We start from the raw sequence: 18,247 nt of genomic DNA on the forward strand, positions 1-18,247 counted from the left end.
CCGCACGAGCAACACCGAAAGGGGCGGGGAACCGGTATCACCGGTTCCCCGCCCCTTTCAGGCGTTCACCTCACCGACCTCGAGGTCAGCTGCAGCCGCTGGTCGAGCCGCATCCCTCGCACACGTAGCAGCTGCCGGCCGGGCGCATCTTGATCCCGCAGGAGAAGCACAGCGGGGCGTCCGCGCTGCGGCCCTGGCGGGCCTCCAGCAGTTCGGTCGAGGAGTGCACCGCGGCGGGGACCGGCTTGAGGTCCGGGGCCTTGAGCGCGGCGTCCACCGGCGCGGACTGCGCGAGCGTGCGCATGTCCTCGGCGGCGGCCGGCTCGTCCGGCTCGTAGGAGCCGGTCTCCAGGTGCCGGGTGCGCTCCGCGGCGGAGTGGATGCCCAGCGCCGAGCGGGTCTCGAACGGCAGGTGGTCCAGCGCCAGCCGGCGGAAGATGTAGTCGACGATCGACTGCGCCATCCGCACGTCCGGGTCGTCGGTCAGCCCGGCCGGCTCGAAGCGCATGTTGGTGAACTTGGAGACGTAGGTCTCCAGCGGCACGCCGTACTGCAGGCCCACCGAGACCGCGATCGAGAAGGCGTCCATCATGCCCGCCAGGGTCGAGCCCTGCTTGGACATCTTCAGGAAGACCTCGCCGAGGCCGTCGTCCGGGTAGGAGTTGGCGGTCATGTAGCCCTCGGCGCCACCCACCGAGAAGGACGTGGTGATGCCGGGACGACCCTTGGGCAGGCGCTTGCGCACCGGGCGGTACTCGACGACCTTCTCCACCACGGTGGCCGCGGTCGACTTGCCGTCGTCCGCCTTGCCCTTGTTCTCGCCCTTGCCGGCCGAGAGCGGCTGGCCGACCTTGCAGTTGTCGCGGTAGATCGCCAGCGCCTTGATGCCGAGCTTCCAGCCCTGGAAGTAGATCTCCTCGATCTCCTCGACGGTGGCGTCCTCGGACATGTTGACCGTCTTGGAGATCGCGCCGGAGATCCACGGCTGGATCGCCGCCATCATCCGTACGTGACCCATCGGCGAGATGGTGCGCTCACCCATCGCGCAGTCGAACACCTCGTAGTGCTCGAGCTTGAGGCCGGGCGCGTCCACCACGTGGCCGTGCTCGGCGATGTGCTCGATGATCGCCTCGACCTGCTCGGGCTGGTAGCCCAGCCGGCCCAGCGCCCGGGCCACCGTGCCGTTGACGATCTGCATCGAGCCGCCGCCGACCAGCTTCTTGAACTTCACCAGCGCCAGGTCGGGCTCGACACCGGTGGTGTCGCAGTCCATCATCAGGCCGATCGTGCCGGTCGGGGCCAGCACCGAGGCCTGCGCGTTGCGGAAGCCGTTCTTGTCGCCGAGCTTGGCGACGTCCTTCCACGCCTTGGTCGCCAGGTCCCACACGGGGGTGTCCAGGTCGTCCATGCGCTTGCCGGCGTCGTTGGCCTCGGCGTGCAGGCGCATGACGCGCTTGTGCGGCTCGGCGTTGCGGGCGTAGCCGTCGTACGGACCGACGATGCCGGCGAGTTCGGCGGAGCGCTTGTACGCGGTGCCGGTCATCAGCGAGGAGATCGCGCCGGCCAGCGCACGGCCGCCGTCGCTGTCGTACGCGTGCCCGGTCGCCATCAGCAGCGCGCCCAGGTTGGCGTAGCCGATGCCCAACTGGCGGAAGGCGCGGGTGGTCTCGCCGATCTTCTCGGTCGGGAAGTCGGCGAAGCAGATCGAGATGTCCATCGCGGTGATGACCAGCTCGACGACCTTGGCGAACCTGACCGCGTCGAACGTGTCGTCCTCGCGCAGGAACTTCATCAGGTTCAGCGACGCGAGGTTGCAGGACGAGTTGTCCAGGTGCATGTACTCCGAGCACGGGTTGGACGCGGTGATCCGGCCCGACTCGGGGCACGTGTGCCACTTGTTGATCTCGTCGTCGTACTGGATGCCCGGGTCGGCGCAGGCCCACGCCGCCTCGGCCATCTTGCGGAACAGCGCCTTGGCGTCGACCGTCTCCAGCACGTCGCCGGTGAGCCGGGCGCGCAGGCCGAACTCCTTGCCCTGCTCGACCGCGTTCATGAACTCGTCCGAGACGCGGACCGAGTTGTTCGCGTTCTGGTATTGCACCGACGCGATGTCGGCGCCACCGAGGTCCATGTCGAAGCCCGCGTCGCGCAGCGCGCGGATCTTCTCCTCCTCCTTGACCTTGGTGTCGATGAAGTCCTCGATGTCGGGGTGGTCGACGTCGAGCACGACCATCTTGGCCGCGCGGCGGGTCGCGCCGCCCGACTTGATCGTCCCGGCCGAGGCGTCCGCGCCGCGCATGAAGGAGACCGGGCCCGAGGCGTTGCCGCCGGAGGTGAGCAGTTCCTTGCTGGAGCGGATCCGGGAGAGGTTCAGGCCGGCGCCCGAGCCGCCCTTGAAGATCAGGCCCTCTTCCTTGTACCAGTCCAGGATCGAGTCCATCGAGTCGTCGACCGACAGGATGAAGCACGCGCTGACCTGTTGCTTCTGCGTGGTGCCGACGTTGAACCAGACCGGCGAGTTGAAGCTGAAGATCTGGTGCAGGAGGGCGTGCGCCAACTCGTGCTCGAAGATCTCCGCGTCGGCGGGGCCGGCGAAGTAGCCGTTCTCCTCACCGGACTTGCGGTAGGTCTTGACGACCCGGTCGATCAGCTGCTTCAGGCTCCACTCGCGCTGCGGCGTGCCCACCGCACCGCGGAAGTACTTGCTCGTGACGATGTTGACCGCGTTCACCGACCAGGAGTCGGGGAACTCGACGCCGCGCTGCTCGAAGTTGATCGAGCCGTCGCGCCAGTTGGTCATGACGACGTCACGACGCTCCCAGACCACCTCGTCGTACGGGTGGACGCCGGGGGTCGTGTACACGCGCTCGATCCGCAGGCCCTTGCCGGGTCGTGACCGGCCGGAACCGCGTGCTGAGCCGCTCGTCGTCTCTGTCATGCCGTCTCCTCTTTTGAACAACGCCGTGGGCAGGCGGAAACGTCCCGGGGGATGTCCGCCGACCGGTCGGGTGGTCCGTCGTTCGTGTGCTACCGAAATTGATTTCTGGTGATCGCGATCAGTCCGAGGCGGGACTGTCCGCCGCGTCCACGGGCACCGCGGGCTCCGCGCGACCGGCGCGCAGCAGCGCGACCTCGGCCTCGAAGTCCTCCAGGGACTCGAAGGCCCGGTACACGGACGCGAACCGCAGGTAGGCGACCTCGTCGAGCTCCCGCAGCGGGCCCAATATGGTCAGGCCCACGTCGTGGGTGGTCAACTCGGCGCAGCCGGTGGCTCGTACCGCCTCCTCGACCCGCTGGCCGAGCAGGGCCAGCGCGTCGCCGGTGACCGGGCGGCCCTGGCACGCCTTGCGCACCCCGGCGATGACCTTGTCCCGGCTGAAGGGTTCGGTGACGCCGCTGCGCTTGATCACCGTGAGCGAGGCGGTCTCGATCGTGGTGAAGCGCCGTCCGCAGTCGGGACACGAGCGACGACGCCTGATCGCGGCGCCGTCGTCGGTGGTCCGGCTGTCCACGACGCGGCTGTCCGCTCGCCGACAGAAGGGGCAGTGCATGCGGTTCCCTCTCCCCCTCGTTGAGACGCAGGTCGTCCGTGTTGCTCATGCGCGCCGCGCGCGGTATGGCGAAGCGTGCCCGGGTTGTTGCCGCGCCCTCGCCCCGGGGTCTCCGCGTGGGGCCCGTCCGGTGCGCTCCGGGAATATGGTATATACGGCAACCACAACTTGTGGGTTCCTTTAGCGACCTCGACCACAAGATGTAGTGGCTACGGTAGACCGCGACCCCGAGCGCTGCAAGCCGACGCGCAGACACTCGGAGAGCCCGTGGTGACCTCTCGTCATCCCCGCAGGTCACCGCCCGACGTCCGGCGAAAATTAACCCGGCCGGCCGCGTGTCGTGGCACACGAGCCACGGATGCCACATATCGGGCAGTCGAAACGAGCGTTTTCCCCGAGCCGAATTCGAATGTATGTACGATTACTACAGCGGGAACCGAATGATCGCCACTGGATTGGCCTAAATTCACTCGAACGTGTGTTTGGCGCAACCTTTCGAACCCGACTACCGTTCTCCACGTGCGAGCAATCCGTCGAAAGGGCCAGCCGTGACCGGAGAAGCCACCGGAGCCATCCACCCCGGAATCCGCACCGAAAGTCTCCCCGTGAAACACCCGCACAGCACCACCGTGCCGCCTCCGGCGCCCGCCCCGGGCACCGAGAACGGGCAGGTCCAGGGTGGTTCGACGCGGCGTCCGGCGGGGGGGCTGACGCCGCGCCAGACCCGTGTCCTGGAAGTGATCCGCTCCTCCGTGGAGACACGCGGATATCCGCCGAGCATGCGCGAGATCGGCGAGGCGGTCGGCCTGTCGAGCACTTCTTCCGTCGCGCATCAACTGATGGCCCTGGAACGCAAGGGCTATTTGCGCCGTGATCCGCATCGCCCGCGCGCCTATGAGGTGCGTTCGCCGGACGGCGGTCGCCCGCTCGCGCCGGCCGGGCCGCACGCCGAACGCGGTGCGCAGGCCGCGTCCTACGTGCCGGTGGTCGGTCGGATCGCGGCCGGTGGCCCGATCCTGGCCGAGCAGTCCATCGAGGACGTGTTCGCGCTGCCGCGCCAGCTCGTCGGCGACGGCGACGTGTTCCTGCTCAAGGTGAGCGGCGACTCGATGATCGAGGCCGCGATCATGGACGGCGACTACGTCGCGGTGCGCCGCCAGCCGGTCGCCGAGAACGGCGACATCGTCGCCGCCATGATCGACGGCGAGGCCACCGTCAAGCGTCTGCGGCACCGGGACGGGCACCGCTGGCTGATGCCGCACAACCCCGCCTACGAGCCCATTCCCGGAGACGAGGCGACCATCCTGGGCCGCGTGGTGGCCGTCATGCGACGGGTCTGAGATGACCGGGGACATCGACATACCGGCAGCGGGCGGTCGTACGGCGAGAGTTCGCCGTACGACCGCCCGTCTCGCGTTCGCGACACGGTGACGCTTCAGGCGCTGTCGTCCTTGTCGATCGCGGCCAGCGAGCGGCGCACCTGATTGCGGTCCTCGGTGTACCACAGCGGCGGCATCGAGGACCGGAAGAACCCGCTGTAACGGGCGGTGGCCAGCCGCGGATCGAGCACCGCCACCACGCCCCGGTCGTCCATCGCCCGGATCAGCCGGCCGGCGCCCTGCGCCATCAGCAGCGCGGCGTGCGTGGCCGACACCGCCATGAAGCCGTTGCCGCCGTTCTCCTGCACCGACTGCGCCCGCGCGCTCATCAGCGGGTCGTCCGGACGCGGGAACGGGATGCGGTCCATGACCACGAGTTGGCAGGACGGCCCGGGCACGTCCACGCCCTGCCACAACGACAGCGTGCCGAACAGGCACGTGCGCGGCTCGGCCGCGAATCGCCGCAACAGCTCCGCCAGCGAGTCGTCGCCCTGGCACAGGATCGGCATCTCGAGCCGCTCGCGCAGCGCCTCGGTGGCCGCCTCCGCGCCGCGCCGCGAGGAGAACAGGCCCAGCGCCCGCCCGCCGGCCGCCTCGATCAGCTCGGCGAGCTCGTCCAGGGTGTCCACGCTCATCCCGTCCCGGCCCGGCGGCGGCAGATGCCGCGCGACGTAGAGGATGCCCTGCCGGGGGTAGTCGAACGGCGAGCCCACGTCCAGGCAGCGCCACGCCGCCAGGTCCGCGTCGGTATCCGGGTCCGCGTCCTCGTCCGGCTCCTCGCCGTCCCCCGGATGCACCGCGACCTCGGTGGGCACCGGCGCGGGCTCGTCGGTGAGCAGCCCCTCGGCGGTCAGCCCCAGACTGCCCGCCACGCCGCGGAAGTCACCGCCGAGCTTGAGCGTGGCCGAGGTGAGCACCACGGTGCGGTCGCCGAACAGCGCCTCGCGCAGCAGCCCGGCCACCGCGATCGGCGCCACTCGCAGACAGGCGCCGGTGCGCTCGTTGCGCTCCAGCCAGATCACGTCGTGCGGCGAGCCCTTGAGGATGCGCTCGCAGGTGTCGTGGATGTGCTCGACGCCGGCCAGCGCCTGCCGCCGGGCCGCGTCCTCGTTGCTCAGCGACTTGTCCCGGACCTCGCCCAGCGAGGTGATCACGCCCCGGCTCGCGTCGCGCAGCGCGGACACCGTCCAGCCCAGATCCGGGTCCACCTCGCGCAGTCGGCCGGGCTCGCGCCCCTCCATGGTCTTCTTGAACGCCTCCGAGGCGGCGTCCAGGTTGTCCACCGCGCCCTCGTTGGCCAGCTTGCCCGCGCGGCGCGCGGCGCGGTCCACCGCGCTCAGGCTCAGCTCGGCGGTGGCCACCCCGGTGGCCCGGCCGGCGAACTCGTGCGCCTCGTCCACGATCAACAACTCGTGCTCGGGCAGCACCGGCGCGTCCTCCAACGCGTCGATGGCGAGCAGCGCGTGGTTGGTGACCACGATGTCGGCCTGCTTGGCCCGCTCCCGCGCGGCCTCGGCGAAGCAGTCGTCGCCGTACGGGCAGCGCGAGGCGCCCAGGCACTCGCGCGAGGACACCGACACCTGGGCCCAGGCCCGGTCGTTGACGCCCGGGCTCAGGTCGTCGCGATCGCCGGTCTCGGTGTCGTCGGCCCACTCGCGCAGCCGGACCACGTCCTGGCCCAGCCTGCTCGTGGGCGCCGGGTCGAAGAGCACCTCGCCCTCGTCCGGCGGACCGTCGTGCAGCCGGTGCAGGCACAGGTAGTTGCCGCGGCCCTTGAGCGTGGCGAAGGTCGGCGAGCGGCGCAACATCGGCCGCAGCGCCTCGACCGTGCGCGGCAGGTCGCGCTCGACCAGTTGACGCTGGAGCGCGAGCGTCGCGGTGGCGACCACGACCTTGCGCCGCGCGGCGAGCGCGGGCACCAGGTAGGCCAGGGACTTGCCGGTGCCGGTACCCGCCTGGACCAGGAGGTGTTCGGCGCGGGCCACCGCGCCGGAGACGGCCTCGGCCATGGACACTTGTCCGGGCCGCTCCGCTCCGCCGACGGCGGCAACGGCGGCGTGCAGGAGTTCGGTCAGTTCGGGACGGTCGGAGTCGCTCATCGGGCGACAAGCCTAGATGCTCCGACCGACATCGCCGACCGCGCGGCCCGCTTCGTCCGGCTTCTCCCGCGAGGTCGTGTCCCGGTGTCGGGCCCGCCCGGACCCGGGTCAGCCGAGCTTGGCGAGCACGGCCTTGGACATGCCCTCCTGGCCGAGCGCGTTGGGGTGCACCTGGGCGCCGGGCGACTCGGGCTTGATGCCCTCGATCCACTTGGTGCCGACCGGCCGGCACACGTCGTGGCCGGCCGAGCCGGCGTAGGTGTCCACGTACTCCGCGCCCTGCTTGGCCGCCTCCTTGGCGATCATGTCGTTCAGCGCCGGCACCACCTTGCGCAGGTAGGGCAGGTCGCCCTCGGCGACCGGGACCTGGGCGGGGCACGAGGGACCGCTCTCCGGCAGGATCGTGGGATAGCCCACGACCAGGATCCGGGCCTTGGGCGAGCGCTCCTTGATCCCGGCGATGGTGGCGGCGATCTTCGGCGCGGTGTCCGCGATCCGCTTGGCCAGCTCGTCGTTGCCGCCGCCGGCGTACTTGTCGGTGCACGGCTGGGTCGAGGTGGTGCTGCGGCTCTGGATCACGCACGTCGTGACGATCTCGGAGAAGCCGATGTCGTTGCCGCCGATGCCCAGGGTCACCAGCGCGGTGTCCGGGCGCAGCGCGTCGAACTGCGGCGGCGGCGAGCCCTGGGTCTGCTGACCCGCCGTCATGTCCGGGGTCCTGGCGCCGCCGCAGGTGACGTCGACGAAGCCGGCGATGTTCTTCTGCTTGGCCACCAGGTGCGCGTAGTTGCTCTCCGAGCGGCTGCACCCGGGCGGCGCGGTGGGCACGATCACGGGTATCTTCACGCCCGCCGCGTACGAATCGCCGAGCGCGACATAGGTGGCCCCGCTCGCGGCAACCGGCAGCGCGCTCGGCGCGGTGCCCTTGTCCGCCGCCGGCACGCCGGCCTTCTTGTCGGCGGACGCCGCCTTGTCGTCGGAGTCGTCCGAGCAAGCGGACAGCGCGACGAGCGCCGTCAGCGCGGCCAGACCCGCGATCGCCCTGCGAGTTGTGCGCACGTGCGCTCCCCTCCGTCGTGCCGGCTCCCGTTACCCGTCGGTAGGTCCCGGTCCGGTGAGACTAGGGTTTCCCGCGCGCGGTTTCCAGCATCCGCCGGTCACGAGCCGGTGCGGGTTTCAGTCCAGCTTGATCGTCTCGCGCCGCTGACCGGCCCCCGGGCGCCGGGACGCGGGCAGGTCCTCCAGCATGGTCAGGCACTCGCGCGCGGCGTCGATCTCGATGTCCTGGAAGGTCGCGGCGACCACGTCCACCCGTTCCCCGTCCGCCTCGATCACCACCCGTCCGTCCGGCCCGTACACGCCGCTGCGGCCGCACGCCGGGCCGAGCACGGTGTCGCCGATGTGGTTGGCGACCACGGTGTAGCAGGTGTTCTCCAGGGCCCGGGCGGCGAAGTACAGATCGCGGCGGTGTTCGCCGTCGCCGCGCGTGTAGACCCCGGGGCACAGGTACGCGTCGCATCCGTCGTGCACGGCGGCGCGTACGTGCTCGGGAAAGCTCACGTCGTAGGCGCTGCCCAGGCCCAGGCGCCAGCCGGCGATCTCGATCGTGCAGCCGTGGTCGCCCGGGAGGAACAGTTCGCGTTCGTCGTGCCACAGGTGCTGGCGGTCGTAGGCCACGTGCGCGTCGCCGTCGCGGCCGATCACCACGAGCGAGATGGTCCGCCCGCCCGCGCGGCGCACCGCGGCGCCGACCACCGCGACCGTACGGGTGGCGTAGCAGGCGGCCTGGAGTTCACCGAGCCGGGTGTCGCCGGGCACGATGTCGCACGGTTTGACGTCGGGTCGGAACAGGTCGAGGTCATAGCCCGACAGGAACAGTTCCGGCAACACCACGACATCGGCACCGGCCGAGGATGCGAAGCGCACGAGTTGCGCGGCCGTGGCGACATTCGCGGGGATGTCACCCGGCCGCGCCTGGGCCTGTGCGGCGGCGACCCTCAGCGGTTGCCTCGCGTTTTCGGCGACGTCGGTCACCCGCCGCATTCTGGCATCGTGATGGGGATCACACCATCGGCAAACCGGACAGGTTGTTCGCGACCCGGTCGCGGCGTGCGGTGCGCCTCACATGCACAGCGCGTTGGGCACGCTCCCGTGCGCGCCCACGTGCGGACGCGTGGGGCGGTCCCGGTAGCCGTCCAGAAGCAACCGATTGCGGTTCAGGCACAGCCGCTCGATCCGCGGGGTGAGCAGGTCGAACAGCTCGTGCCGGTCCTTGAGTTCGGGGAACGCCGCCTGGTGATCCAGGATCTCCTCGCGCACCAGCGCCCAGAAGCCCTCCTGCGGGACGCCCAGGTGTTGGGCCGCGAGATCGGCCAGGTAGCGGTGGTGGCCGACCAGCAGCGCGGCGTGGATGAACTGGCACAGGTAGTCCGGCCGTTCCCGAAGCAGCACCGCGGCGACCTCGACGGGCAGTTCGGCCAATTCGGGCAGCGGCTGATCGCTGATGTTGACGTCGTCGACGAAGTCCTTGATCGCGAGCCGGACCGGGACGTCGTGCTCGTCGAAGACCACGATCGCGTTCTCGCCGTGTGGGGAGAACACCAGACCGTACTTGTACAGGCAGTGCAGCAGCGGCGGGAGCAGCGCGTGGAAGAGCCGGCGCAGCCACACCCGGGGCGCCAGTTGCGAGCGTTCGATCAGTTCGGCGACGAACGGCCGGCCGTCCGGGTCCACGTGCAGCAGCGACGCCAGCGTGCGGGCGCGTTCGCCCGGGTCCAGGCGCGGGGCCAGTGGTTCGCGCCAGATCGCGCCGAGCAGTTCGCGGTACTGGTAGGGCACGCCCGGCAGTTCCTCCAGGACCGGGTGGCGCACGGTGACCGACGCGGTCTCGCCGAGCATGATCACCCGGCACTCGTCGCGCAGGAACGGGTCCGCGTCGCGCAGCCCCAGCACCCAGTCGGTGACGGCGGGCGCGGCCAGCGTGCGTTCGCTGGGCAGGCCGCGCCACACCAGTGTGTTCAGCACCGACAGCGGCAGCTTGACGGTGCGCCGGGCGGGCCGGTCCAGGTTCAGGAAGGTGCGCACCGACTGCTGCGCGAGGTGGTGATCCTCCGCCTCGCCCAGCGCGATGATCGCACCGGCGGCGATCTGCGGCGCGAACAGCGTCGCGATCGTCTCGTCCCACTGCCACGGGTGCACCGGCAGCCAGTGGAAGTCGTCCGGGTCCCAACCGTGCGCGGCCGGCACCCGACGAAAGCGCTCGATCGTCTCCGGGTCCAGTTCCTCGGCGTACAGCCGCGCCCGGTCCAGCCCGGGCACCGCGCGGTAGACGGCCAGGTCCCGGTGCACCGCGATCCACGGCAGCCGCAGCGGACGTCGCGCCTCCGGCGGGTATTCGCGCGCGTCGCTCGCCGAGAAGCCGACCCGGCCCTTGTTCGGCACGATCCACGGATGGCCGGTCTGGTGGCCCTCCAACTCGGCGTAGCCCAGGTCGGCCAGTGTCGCGGCGCTCTCCGCGCTCGCCGCGCTCGCCGCGTCGGCGGCCAGCGTCGCGGTCAACTCGCGCACCAGGTGGCCCGCGGTGTCCCCGCTCAGCCCGATCACGGTGTGCGCGTCCAGCAGGAACTGGAGCATGTCCTCTGCCGGGTCGGCGCCGCCCTCCCATTCGCGCACTACCGAGGCGGGGTCCACGTGCCAGGCGTCATAGGCGCCGCGCCGGGCCCGGAAGCGGTAGTGCACGTCGCCGGAGACGTCCACGGTGTAGGTGTCGCCGTCGGCGACGGGGCCGAGCAGTTCCTCGTAGGCGAACTCGGCGAGCGCCTTGGCGATCATGTCCCGGTTGACCCGGCGCCAGAGGTCCCGGTCACCGGCGGCGCCCGGTCGCGCGCCGGGGACCCGGGACGCGGGCTCAGGCGCGGCGGGTCGGGTGCCCTGGTGCGGCAGTTCGGCCTCGATGGGCCCCGCTGCCGGGTTCGACTGCGACATTGCGTACCTCTGCGGGGTCGGTCGCGCTCCGTCGGTGCGGCCGGCGCACGGGCTCGGTGTCGCCCGCGGCCAGGCCGAACGTGGTGAACGCGGTGCGGATCGGCAGCCGGTAGACCGCGCTGCCGCACACGGAGTTGAGAATGGTCGCGGCCCGGTGCGCGCCCAGGCCCAGGTCGGGTGTACCCACGCCGTGTGTGTGCAGCTCGGCGTTTTGCGCGTACAGCCCGCCGGTGACGTGCTCGGCGAGCTCGACGCGATGGTCCAGGTCGATCAACGGCCGGCCTGCGTCGTCACGCGCGATCAGGTCCTTGAGCGGATCCAATATCGCCGGATGCCGCGGCGCGTACCCGGTCGCCAGCACGACCCGGTCGGTGCGCACGGTGAAGGCGCGGTCCTGTTCGCCGTGCCGACAGCCCAGTTCCACCCCCTCGCCGGTGGTGCGCGCGGCGGTCACCGTGACATCGGGCATCAAGGTGGCGCGCACCCGCCCGCCCGCGATCCCGCGCTCGTAGAGCTCGTCGTGGATCGCGGCGATGGTGTCCGCGCTGATCGCCTTGTACAACTGCCACTGCTCGGGCACCAGGCGGTCGCGGACCGGCTCGGGCAGCGCGTGGAAGTAGCGCGTGTAGTCGGGCGTGAAGTGCTCCAGGCCGAGCTTGGAGTACTCCATCGGGGCGAACGCGGGCGAGCGGGTCAGCCAGGTCAGGCGCCGGTTCGGTCCGCGCCGGCGCAGCAGGTCCAGGAAGACTTCGGCGCCGGACTGCCCCGAGCCCAGTACCGTGACGTCCTCGGCGTCGGTGAGGTCGGCCCGGTGGCCGAGGTAGTCGGCCGCGTGCAGCACGCTCTCGCCGAGCAGGCGCGCGAACGGCTCCGGCACCACCGGCTCGGTTCCGATGCCCAGCGCCACGTGCCGGGCGTGCACGTGATGCCGCTCGCCGGTCCCCATGTCGCGGAACTCGACCCGGTACAGGTCGCCTTCCCAGCACACCGAGGCCACGTCGCTGCCGAACCGGCAGGCCGGCAGCGACTCGGCGACCCACCGGCAGTAGTGGTCGTACTCGCGGCGGGGCACGTGCAGCCGCTCGGCGAAGTAGAACGGGAACAGCCGGTCGTGCGCGCGCAGATAGGCCAGGAAGGACCACGGGCTGGTCGGGTCGACCAGGGTGACCAGGTCGGCCAGGAACGGCACCTGGAGCGTGGTGCCGTCCAGCAACAGCCCGGGATGCCAACTGAAGGCGGGGGCCCGGTCCAGGAACAGCGTGCGCAGCGGCTCGACCCGGTCGGCCAGCGCGGCGAGCGCGAGGTTGAACGGCCCGATGCCGACGCCGACCAGGTCGTACACCACCGCGCCGGGATCGGGCGCCCGGCGCGGGGCGGGCAGGCGTTCGGTCACCGTCGGGCACCCGATTCCCGCACGCTGCGCGCTCGCATCATCAACGCGGCGGTCTTGTCCGGGAGTTCGACGTCGCCGGCGTGCCGGAAGCCGGCCCGGGCGAAGGCCGCCAGCGACGCGTGGTTGCGCACGTCCGGTTCGCCGACCACGCGCATCGTGTCGGGGGCGGCGCGCAGCACCAGTTCGGCGACCGCGCGCAGCAGCAGCGAGCCGATCCCGCACCCGCGCCGGGCCGCCGGGCCGACCAGCAGGTGGATCCCCACGTCGTGCGGGCGCGCGGGGTAGTGCCGGGCCAGGTCGTCCAGGTCGGCGCGATACAGCTCCCAGTAGCTGATCGGCTCGTCGTCCAGGCAGCCCAGGTAGGCGTTGGTGTGGGTACCCGCGGCCTGGGTCGCCAGGTGTCGGCGCACCACCTCCTCGTCCCCCGCCAACTCCCACCAGGGGGCGATGGCGGGGTCGTTCATCCACGCGTGCAGCAGCGCCAGGTCGCGCTTGGGGTGGATCTCGTGCAGCGAGAACCGGCCCACCGGAAGCGGGACCGCTCCCCAGCGCGCCGCCTCGGCGAGCGGTCCGGTCAGCCCCGCGCGCGGGTGCCGGGTGGCCAGGCGCACGGTCTCCGCCTCGGCGAGCGCCGGCTGATCGGTGGTGCGGGACGACAGGGATGACGGGCTCATACGGGGACGGAACCTCCTGGGACCGGGCTCACGCCGGGGCGTCGGCGAGCGGGTTGCGGATGTGCACGTAGATCGACTGCGTCGCCACGGGACCGACGAGTTCGTCGAGGCCGTGCAGTCGGGTCATCAGGTTGGCCTTGCAGCGCGGCCTGGGATCGGTGAGCAGCGAGCGCGCCGCGCCGGAGGTGGACGCGTGGCCGGCGAGCAACGCGCGCAGGCGGGCCAGCAGCACCGACTCCTCGACCAGGCCCTGCGCGCCGAACGCGCCGATCAGGCCGAGCAGGTTGTTCACGCCCAGGTAGTAGGCCAGCCGCTCGTCGGCGATCTCGTCCGCCACCACGGTGTCGCTGGCCACCCCCGCGGCGGGCAACCGGCGGGCCAGGTCGCCCGCGCGCGAGGCGCGGAAGTAGTAGCCCTGGTTGTCCCGGTAGCGTCCACCCACCGGCAGGCCGTCCGCGTCCAACAGGACCAGGGTGTTCTGCTGGTGCGCCTCCAGCGCGATGCCCGCGTGCCGGTCCAGCCACAACACCGGTTCGGCCACCACCGCCAGGTAGCGCTCGAACCACTCCTCGGCGACCGAGGCCGGTGCCCGCCCGGTGCGCTCGGCGAGCGCGTGTACGTATCCGGCCAGCCGCGAGGGGCCGATCCCGGGCCGTTCGGCCACCAGCGCGGCCACGCACGAGACCCGCTGGTCGACCGCGAACGGATTGGCCCGCAGCACCAACTCCAGGCCGGCCGCGGGTCGGTCCTGGCGCGGGTACGACTCCGGCGGCGCCACCGAGATCCAGGCCGGATCGCGAACGATGTCGAAGGCGGGGTGCACGGACCGCAGTTCGTGCTCCAGGCCGGAGCGCAGCAGGCGGTGCACCTCGATCCCGCGCAGCAGTTCCTTGGGCAGGTTCTCCCGGCGCGAGTTGGTGATCCGCAGGCCCAGCGAGAGCTTGAGCATCACCTCGGCGTCGGGCCGATAGACGGTGCGCACCGACGAGGTGGGATGCCACGGGGCGCCGGCCGGGCCCAGCGCGCGCAGCCGACCCGCGTCGAACAGCGCCCGCAGATGCGGGCGCTCGGGCAGGTCCCGGGCCTGCCACGGGTGGGCGGGCACCAGCACGGTGCCCGCGGGCGCGCGCAACTCGCCGGCGAACTCGGCGAGCACCTCGGCCGCCTCGCGCTCCAGCGCGCTGTCCTGCGCGACCAGGTCGGCGTCCGCGGCGAACCAGTGCAGCGCGAAGGAGCCGCGCAATTCCGGCGACCACGCGGCGTCCTCGTCCGGGTCGAGCCGGTCTCGGCTCTTGGGCGTGGGGTGCATCGGATGGCCCAGCACCAGTGACTGCTCGGCGGCCAGGAACGGCGCCGTACCGGGCGGGTCCTCGGGGTGCGCGCGGCGGTAGGCGATGTAGCGCTCGGCGCGGGTGACCGAGTCGGCCACCCGGATCGCGGTGTCTCCGCACGCCCCGCCGGCCTCGCGCGCCCCCGCGCCGGCCTCGCGCTCACTCGCCTCCTGCGCGCTCGCCTCGTCGCCCAACAGCAGCGTCAGCGTGACCGCGTTCAGCGGGCCCTCGTCGATCAGGCGCGGGGCGCCGAAGCGGTGCCACCCCGAGGGCGACCAGTAGTGCACCGGCACCGTCAGGGTCCGGCCGATCGCGGGCAGATCGATGGTCAGCATGCTCGACTCCGGCTCGGGCAGCGCGCGTTCGCGCACCCAGCAGCGGAGCAGGCATTCGACCGTCGCCCCGTCGGCGGCCCGCCGGGTGTCCGGCGCGTCGAGATGGTCCGTTTCGGGATCCGTCCGCACGGCGGACGGATCGGGACCCGCGATGGTCATCGCTGCTCCGTGTGGTGTCGATCGACCCGGTGGTCGATGCCCGTGAATGGGCGTGCTGTCGGGATATGGAGATTTCGACCCGTGTCGATTGTTTGGCGCAAAAGGTCGCAAACATGCGAGGCGCGCGGAACCGAAGATTGTTGACGGAGCGTCAGCCCACCGGGGCGCTTTCCGCGCGCCCCGCCTCGACCACTGCCGCGAGCAGCGCCGCCAGGTCCGTGCCGGTGGTGTTCGGGTTGAGCAGGGTGAGCTTGAGCCGGATCGCGCCGGGCCCCTCGCCCAGTTCGGTACGGCCCACCACCGCCCGCCCCTCGTGCAGCAGCCGACGGCGCAGCGCCGCGTTGACCCGGTCCGCCTCGGCCCGGTCCGCGGGTCTGCGCCCGTCGTACCGGTCGGGGAGGTAGCGGAAGACCACCGAGGTGAGCACCGGCTCCGCGACCAGTTCCAGGCGCGGGTCGGCGCGAATCAACTCCGCCGCGTGCCGGGCCAGATCGTGGCAACGATCGACCAGCTCGCCCAGCCCCGAGCGGCCCAGCGCGCGCAGGGTGACCGCGATCTTGAACACGTCCGCGCGCCGCGTGGTGCGCGGCGAGTTGCCCAACAGGCTGAGGTAGCCGGCCTGTTCGTCGTCGTCCGGATTCAGGTACGCGGCGCGCTGTGCGAGCGGGCCCAGCAGCGCCGCGTCGCGCACCAGGAAGACCCCGGCGGCGATCGGCTGCCAGCCCAGCTTGTGCAGGTCCAGACCCACCGAGTGGGCCCGATCCAGCCCGACCAGCAGCGGCGCGAGCCGGTCCGAGAACAGCGCGCCGCCGCCGTAGGCCGCGTCCACGTGCAGCCACGCGTGCAACTCGCGGGCCACCGAGGCGATCGCCGGCAGCGCCTCGATCGCACCCAGGTCGGTGGTGCCCGCGGTGGCCACGATCGCCGCGATCCGGTCGTTGCCCGCCAGCACCCGCCGACCGGCCGCGGCCAGCGCGTCCGGGTCCATCCGGTGGTCGGCGCCGGCCGGCACGGTGACCACGGCGTCCTCGCCCAGGCCCAGCAGGCCCGCGCAGCGGCGCACCGAGAAGTGCGCGGCCTGCGAGCACAGGATCCGCCGCCGGCCCACCCCGGGCCCGGCGGTGTCGCGCGCGAGCAGCAGACCCATCAGGTTGGCCTCGGTACCGCCGCTGGTGATCGTGCCGCCGGCCACTCCGGGGGTGAAGCCGACCAGGCCCGCGAGCGCGGCGACCACCTCGACCTCCAGGGCGCTCGCCGCCGGGGCCTGGTCCCACGAGTCGAGCGAGGGGTTGAGCGCGGCGGCGACCAGGTCCGCCGCCACCGCGACGGCCAACGGCGGGCAGTGCAGATGCCCCGCGCAGTGCGGATCGGCCGGATCGGCCGTACCCCACGCCAGCAGCGCGGACAACTCGCGCAGCGCGGCGGACTCGCCCACCCCGATCACCGGCAGCGGGCCCGGACCACCGCCGGCCGCCCCGCGTGCGGCCGCGAACGCCCCCGCCGCACCCGCGCCCAACGCGCCCGGGCCCAGTACCCGGGCCACCTCGGCCGCGACCGCGCCCGGACCACCCGCCGGCAGCGGCCCGCCCCGCGCGCCCACCCCGGCCTCCAGCGCGGACAGCGCGACCTCGACCAGCGCCCGCAGCTCGTCGGCTCCGGTGACCCCGCCCGCGAGCGCGGCCCCGACCGGATGTCCGACGTGCCGCGCGCCGCTCACGCCGACCCCGATCCGGCCGCCGTGCCCGAGTGGCCGGAGCGGGCCGCCTCGATCGCGTCCGCCAGCCGCTCCAGCACCGCGTCCGCCTGCACGTCGGTCATCGTCAGCGGCGGCAGCAGCCGCACCACGCTGTCGTGACGCCCGCCCAGTTCCACGATCAGCCCCCGGGCCAGCGCCTCGCGCCGCACCCCGATCGCCAACCGCGGCGCCGCGGGACGGGCCCCGCACGCGTCCGGGGCGGCGTCCGGCTCGACGATCTCCACGCCGAGCATCAGGCCGCGTCCGCGCACCTCCCCGATCGCGGGCTGATCCGGCATCAGATCGCGCAGCGCGCCCGCGAGTCGGGCCCCCAGCAGGGCCGCACGCTTGTGCAGTCGGTGCTCGCGCACGAACGCGATCGTCGCGGTGCCCGCGGCCATCGCGAGCTGATTGCCGCGGAAGGTGCCCGCGTGCGCGCCGGGCCACCAGCGGTCCAACTCGGCGCGGTAGACCACCACCGCCAGCGGCAGGCTGCCGCCGATCGCCTTGGACACGACCATCACGTCCGGCACCACGCCGGCGTGGTCCACACCCCACATCGCGCCGGTGCGGCCCAGGCCGGTCTGGACCTCGTCCGCGATCAACGCGATCCCGCGCTCGGCCGTCAGCCGACGCATCTCGCGCAGCCAGCCGTCCGGCGCGGGCAGCACCCCGCCCTCGCCCTGGACCGGCTCCACGATCATCCCGGCGGCGGCCGGCACTCCGCCGCCCGGATCCGTCAGCAGCGTGCGCGCGTAGTGCGCGGCGATCCGCTCGCCCTCGGCGCCGCCGGTGCCGAACGGGCAGCGGTAGTCCTGCGGGAACGGCAGCCGTACGGTGTCGCCGGTGCCCGCACCGATCGCGTCGCGGATCGCGGTGTCGCCGCCGACCGCGAGCGCCCCCTCGGTCATCCCGTGGTAGGCGCCGGTGAACGCGACCACCCCGCGCCGCCCGGTCGCGGTGCGCACCAGTTTCAGCGCCGCCTCCACCGCGTCGGTGCCGGCCGGGCCGCAGAACTGGATCCGGGCGTCGCGCGCCAACTCCGGCGGCAGCGTGGCGAACAGTTCCTCGACGAAACGGTCCTTGACCGGCGTGGCCAGGTCCAGCACGTGCAGCGGTGCGCCCGTGTCCAACACGCCCCGGATCGCGGCGAGCACCACGGGATGGTTGTGGCCGAGCGCGAGCGTGCCGGCGCCGGAGAGGCAGTCCAGATAGCGCCGGCCGTCGGCCCCCTCGACGGTCATCCCGCGCGCCCGCACCGGCACGATCGGCAACGATCGCGCGTAGGTGCGGGCCGAGGACTCGCGGGCTGCCTGCCGGCGCAGGATGCCCGGCCCATCGGCGACCGGCGTGCCGGAGCGCTGCCGACCGATCCGCCCGGCATCCGAGGGCACGGTGTCGGCATGAGCGGTGTCGGCGGGTGCGGTGTCGGCATGAGCAGTGTCGGCGGGCGTGGTGTCGGCAAGCGTGGTGTCGGCGGGCGGCGCGGGTGACGCCGGGTCCTCGGTACCGGAGCGGTCGTCCGGCCTGGTCAGGGCGGCGGTCATGACTGCGGCACCTCCACAAGGGCGATCGGAATTAGGTAAGGCTTACCTTTAAATGATGAC

12 protein-coding genes are annotated in these 18,247 nt (G+C 72.3%); 1 reads left to right on the top strand and 11 read right to left on the bottom strand.

The genetic code is table 11. From position 1 onward, the window contains the following. Positions 1 to 85 precede the first annotated feature (85 nt). A complete protein-coding gene (locus tag ACIBSV_RS32305) occupies positions 86 to 2,938 on the bottom strand; it encodes a vitamin B12-dependent ribonucleotide reductase (RefSeq protein WP_395869350.1) in 2,853 nt (950 codons plus the stop codon). A 118-nt stretch (positions 2,939 to 3,056) separates the two neighbouring features. Continuing rightward, positions 3,057 to 3,551, bottom strand: coding sequence for a transcriptional regulator NrdR (gene nrdR / locus ACIBSV_RS32310; protein WP_395869352.1), 495 nt, complete (start codon positions 3,549 to 3,551; stop codon positions 3,057 to 3,059). Positions 3,552 to 4,180: 629 nt separating this feature from the next. Here nrdR and lexA point away from each other — a divergent pair. Further along, a complete protein-coding gene (gene lexA, locus ACIBSV_RS32315; RefSeq protein WP_395869596.1) occupies positions 4,181 to 4,891 on the top strand; it encodes a transcriptional repressor LexA in 711 nt (236 codons plus the stop codon). Positions 4,892 to 4,986: 95 nt separating this feature from the next. Here lexA and ACIBSV_RS32320 read toward each other — a convergent pair whose 3' ends face one another. The 9 genes from ACIBSV_RS32320 to ACIBSV_RS32360 all read right to left on the bottom strand — a co-directional run bounded on the left by ACIBSV_RS32320 (position 4,987) and on the right by ACIBSV_RS32360 (position 18,187). Continuing rightward, positions 4,987 to 7,029, bottom strand: a complete 2,043-nt coding sequence (locus ACIBSV_RS32320) for an ATP-dependent DNA helicase (protein ID WP_395869354.1) — start codon at positions 7,027 to 7,029, stop codon at positions 4,987 to 4,989. A gap of 108 nt (positions 7,030 to 7,137) precedes the next feature. After that, positions 7,138 to 8,088 carry an SGNH/GDSL hydrolase family protein gene (locus tag ACIBSV_RS32325; protein ID WP_395869356.1) on the bottom strand — a complete coding sequence of 317 codons (951 nt, stop codon included), beginning with the start codon at positions 8,086 to 8,088 and terminating at the stop codon, positions 7,138 to 7,140. A gap of 117 nt (positions 8,089 to 8,205) precedes the next feature. After that, positions 8,206 to 9,063, bottom strand: a complete 858-nt coding sequence (locus tag ACIBSV_RS32330) for a carbon-nitrogen hydrolase family protein (RefSeq protein WP_395869357.1) — start codon at positions 9,061 to 9,063, stop codon at positions 8,206 to 8,208. Between the two features lie 87 nt (positions 9,064 to 9,150). Then, complete coding sequence (locus ACIBSV_RS32335; protein WP_395869359.1) at positions 9,151 to 11,013, bottom strand: IucA/IucC family protein; 1,863 nt, start codon at positions 11,011 to 11,013, stop codon at positions 9,151 to 9,153. Beyond that, positions 10,937 to 12,406, bottom strand: coding sequence for a lysine N(6)-hydroxylase/L-ornithine N(5)-oxygenase family protein (locus ACIBSV_RS32340; RefSeq protein WP_395869361.1), 1,470 nt, complete (start codon positions 12,404 to 12,406; stop codon positions 10,937 to 10,939). The genes ACIBSV_RS32335 and ACIBSV_RS32340 overlap by 77 nt, the downstream gene beginning before the upstream one ends. Continuing rightward, complete coding sequence (locus ACIBSV_RS32345) at positions 12,403 to 13,080, bottom strand: GNAT family N-acetyltransferase (protein ID WP_395869363.1); 678 nt, start codon at positions 13,078 to 13,080, stop codon at positions 12,403 to 12,405. The genes ACIBSV_RS32340 and ACIBSV_RS32345 overlap by 4 nt, the downstream gene beginning before the upstream one ends. A gap of 28 nt (positions 13,081 to 13,108) precedes the next feature. Continuing rightward, entirely contained in the window at positions 13,109 to 14,905 is a 1,797-nt protein-coding gene (locus ACIBSV_RS32350; RefSeq protein WP_395869364.1) for an IucA/IucC family protein, read from the bottom strand. Between the two features lie 151 nt (positions 14,906 to 15,056). Then, positions 15,057 to 16,622 carry a pyridoxal phosphate-dependent decarboxylase family protein gene (locus tag ACIBSV_RS32355; protein ID WP_395869366.1) on the bottom strand — a complete coding sequence of 522 codons (1,566 nt, stop codon included), beginning with the start codon at positions 16,620 to 16,622 and terminating at the stop codon, positions 15,057 to 15,059. Then, entirely contained in the window at positions 16,619 to 18,187 is a 1,569-nt protein-coding gene (locus ACIBSV_RS32360) for a diaminobutyrate--2-oxoglutarate transaminase (protein ID WP_395869368.1), read from the bottom strand. Before ACIBSV_RS32360 ends, ACIBSV_RS32355 begins: the two co-directional genes overlap by 4 nt. Positions 18,188 to 18,247: the final 60 nt, after the last annotated feature.

It is taken from the genome of Embleya sp. NPDC050154, assembly GCF_044460165.1.
Taxonomy (GTDB): domain Bacteria; phylum Actinomycetota; class Actinomycetes; order Streptomycetales; family Streptomycetaceae; genus Embleya.

What these genes read in the sequence shown, in the direction of transcription:
- ACIBSV_RS32305 (WP_395869350.1), bottom strand. Translation starts at nt 2,938, where the DNA reads ATGACAGAGACGACGAGCGGCTCAGCACGCGGTTCCGGCCGGTCACGA.
- nrdR (WP_395869352.1), bottom strand. Translation starts at nt 3,551, where the DNA reads ATGCACTGCCCCTTCTGTCGGCGAGCGGACAGCCGCGTCGTGGACAGC.
- ACIBSV_RS32320 (WP_395869354.1), bottom strand. Translation starts at nt 7,029, where the DNA reads ATGAGCGACTCCGACCGTCCCGAACTGACCGAACTCCTGCACGCCGCC.
- ACIBSV_RS32335 (WP_395869359.1), bottom strand. Translation starts at nt 11,013, where the DNA reads ATGTCGCAGTCGAACCCGGCAGCGGGGCCCATCGAGGCCGAACTGCCG.
- ACIBSV_RS32345 (WP_395869363.1), bottom strand. Translation starts at nt 13,080, where the DNA reads ATGAGCCCGTCATCCCTGTCGTCCCGCACCACCGATCAGCCGGCGCTC.
- ACIBSV_RS32350 (WP_395869364.1), bottom strand. Translation starts at nt 14,905, where the DNA reads ATGACCATCGCGGGTCCCGATCCGTCCGCCGTGCGGACGGATCCCGAA.
- ACIBSV_RS32360 (WP_395869368.1), bottom strand. Translation starts at nt 18,187, where the DNA reads ATGACCGCCGCCCTGACCAGGCCGGACGACCGCTCCGGTACCGAGGAC.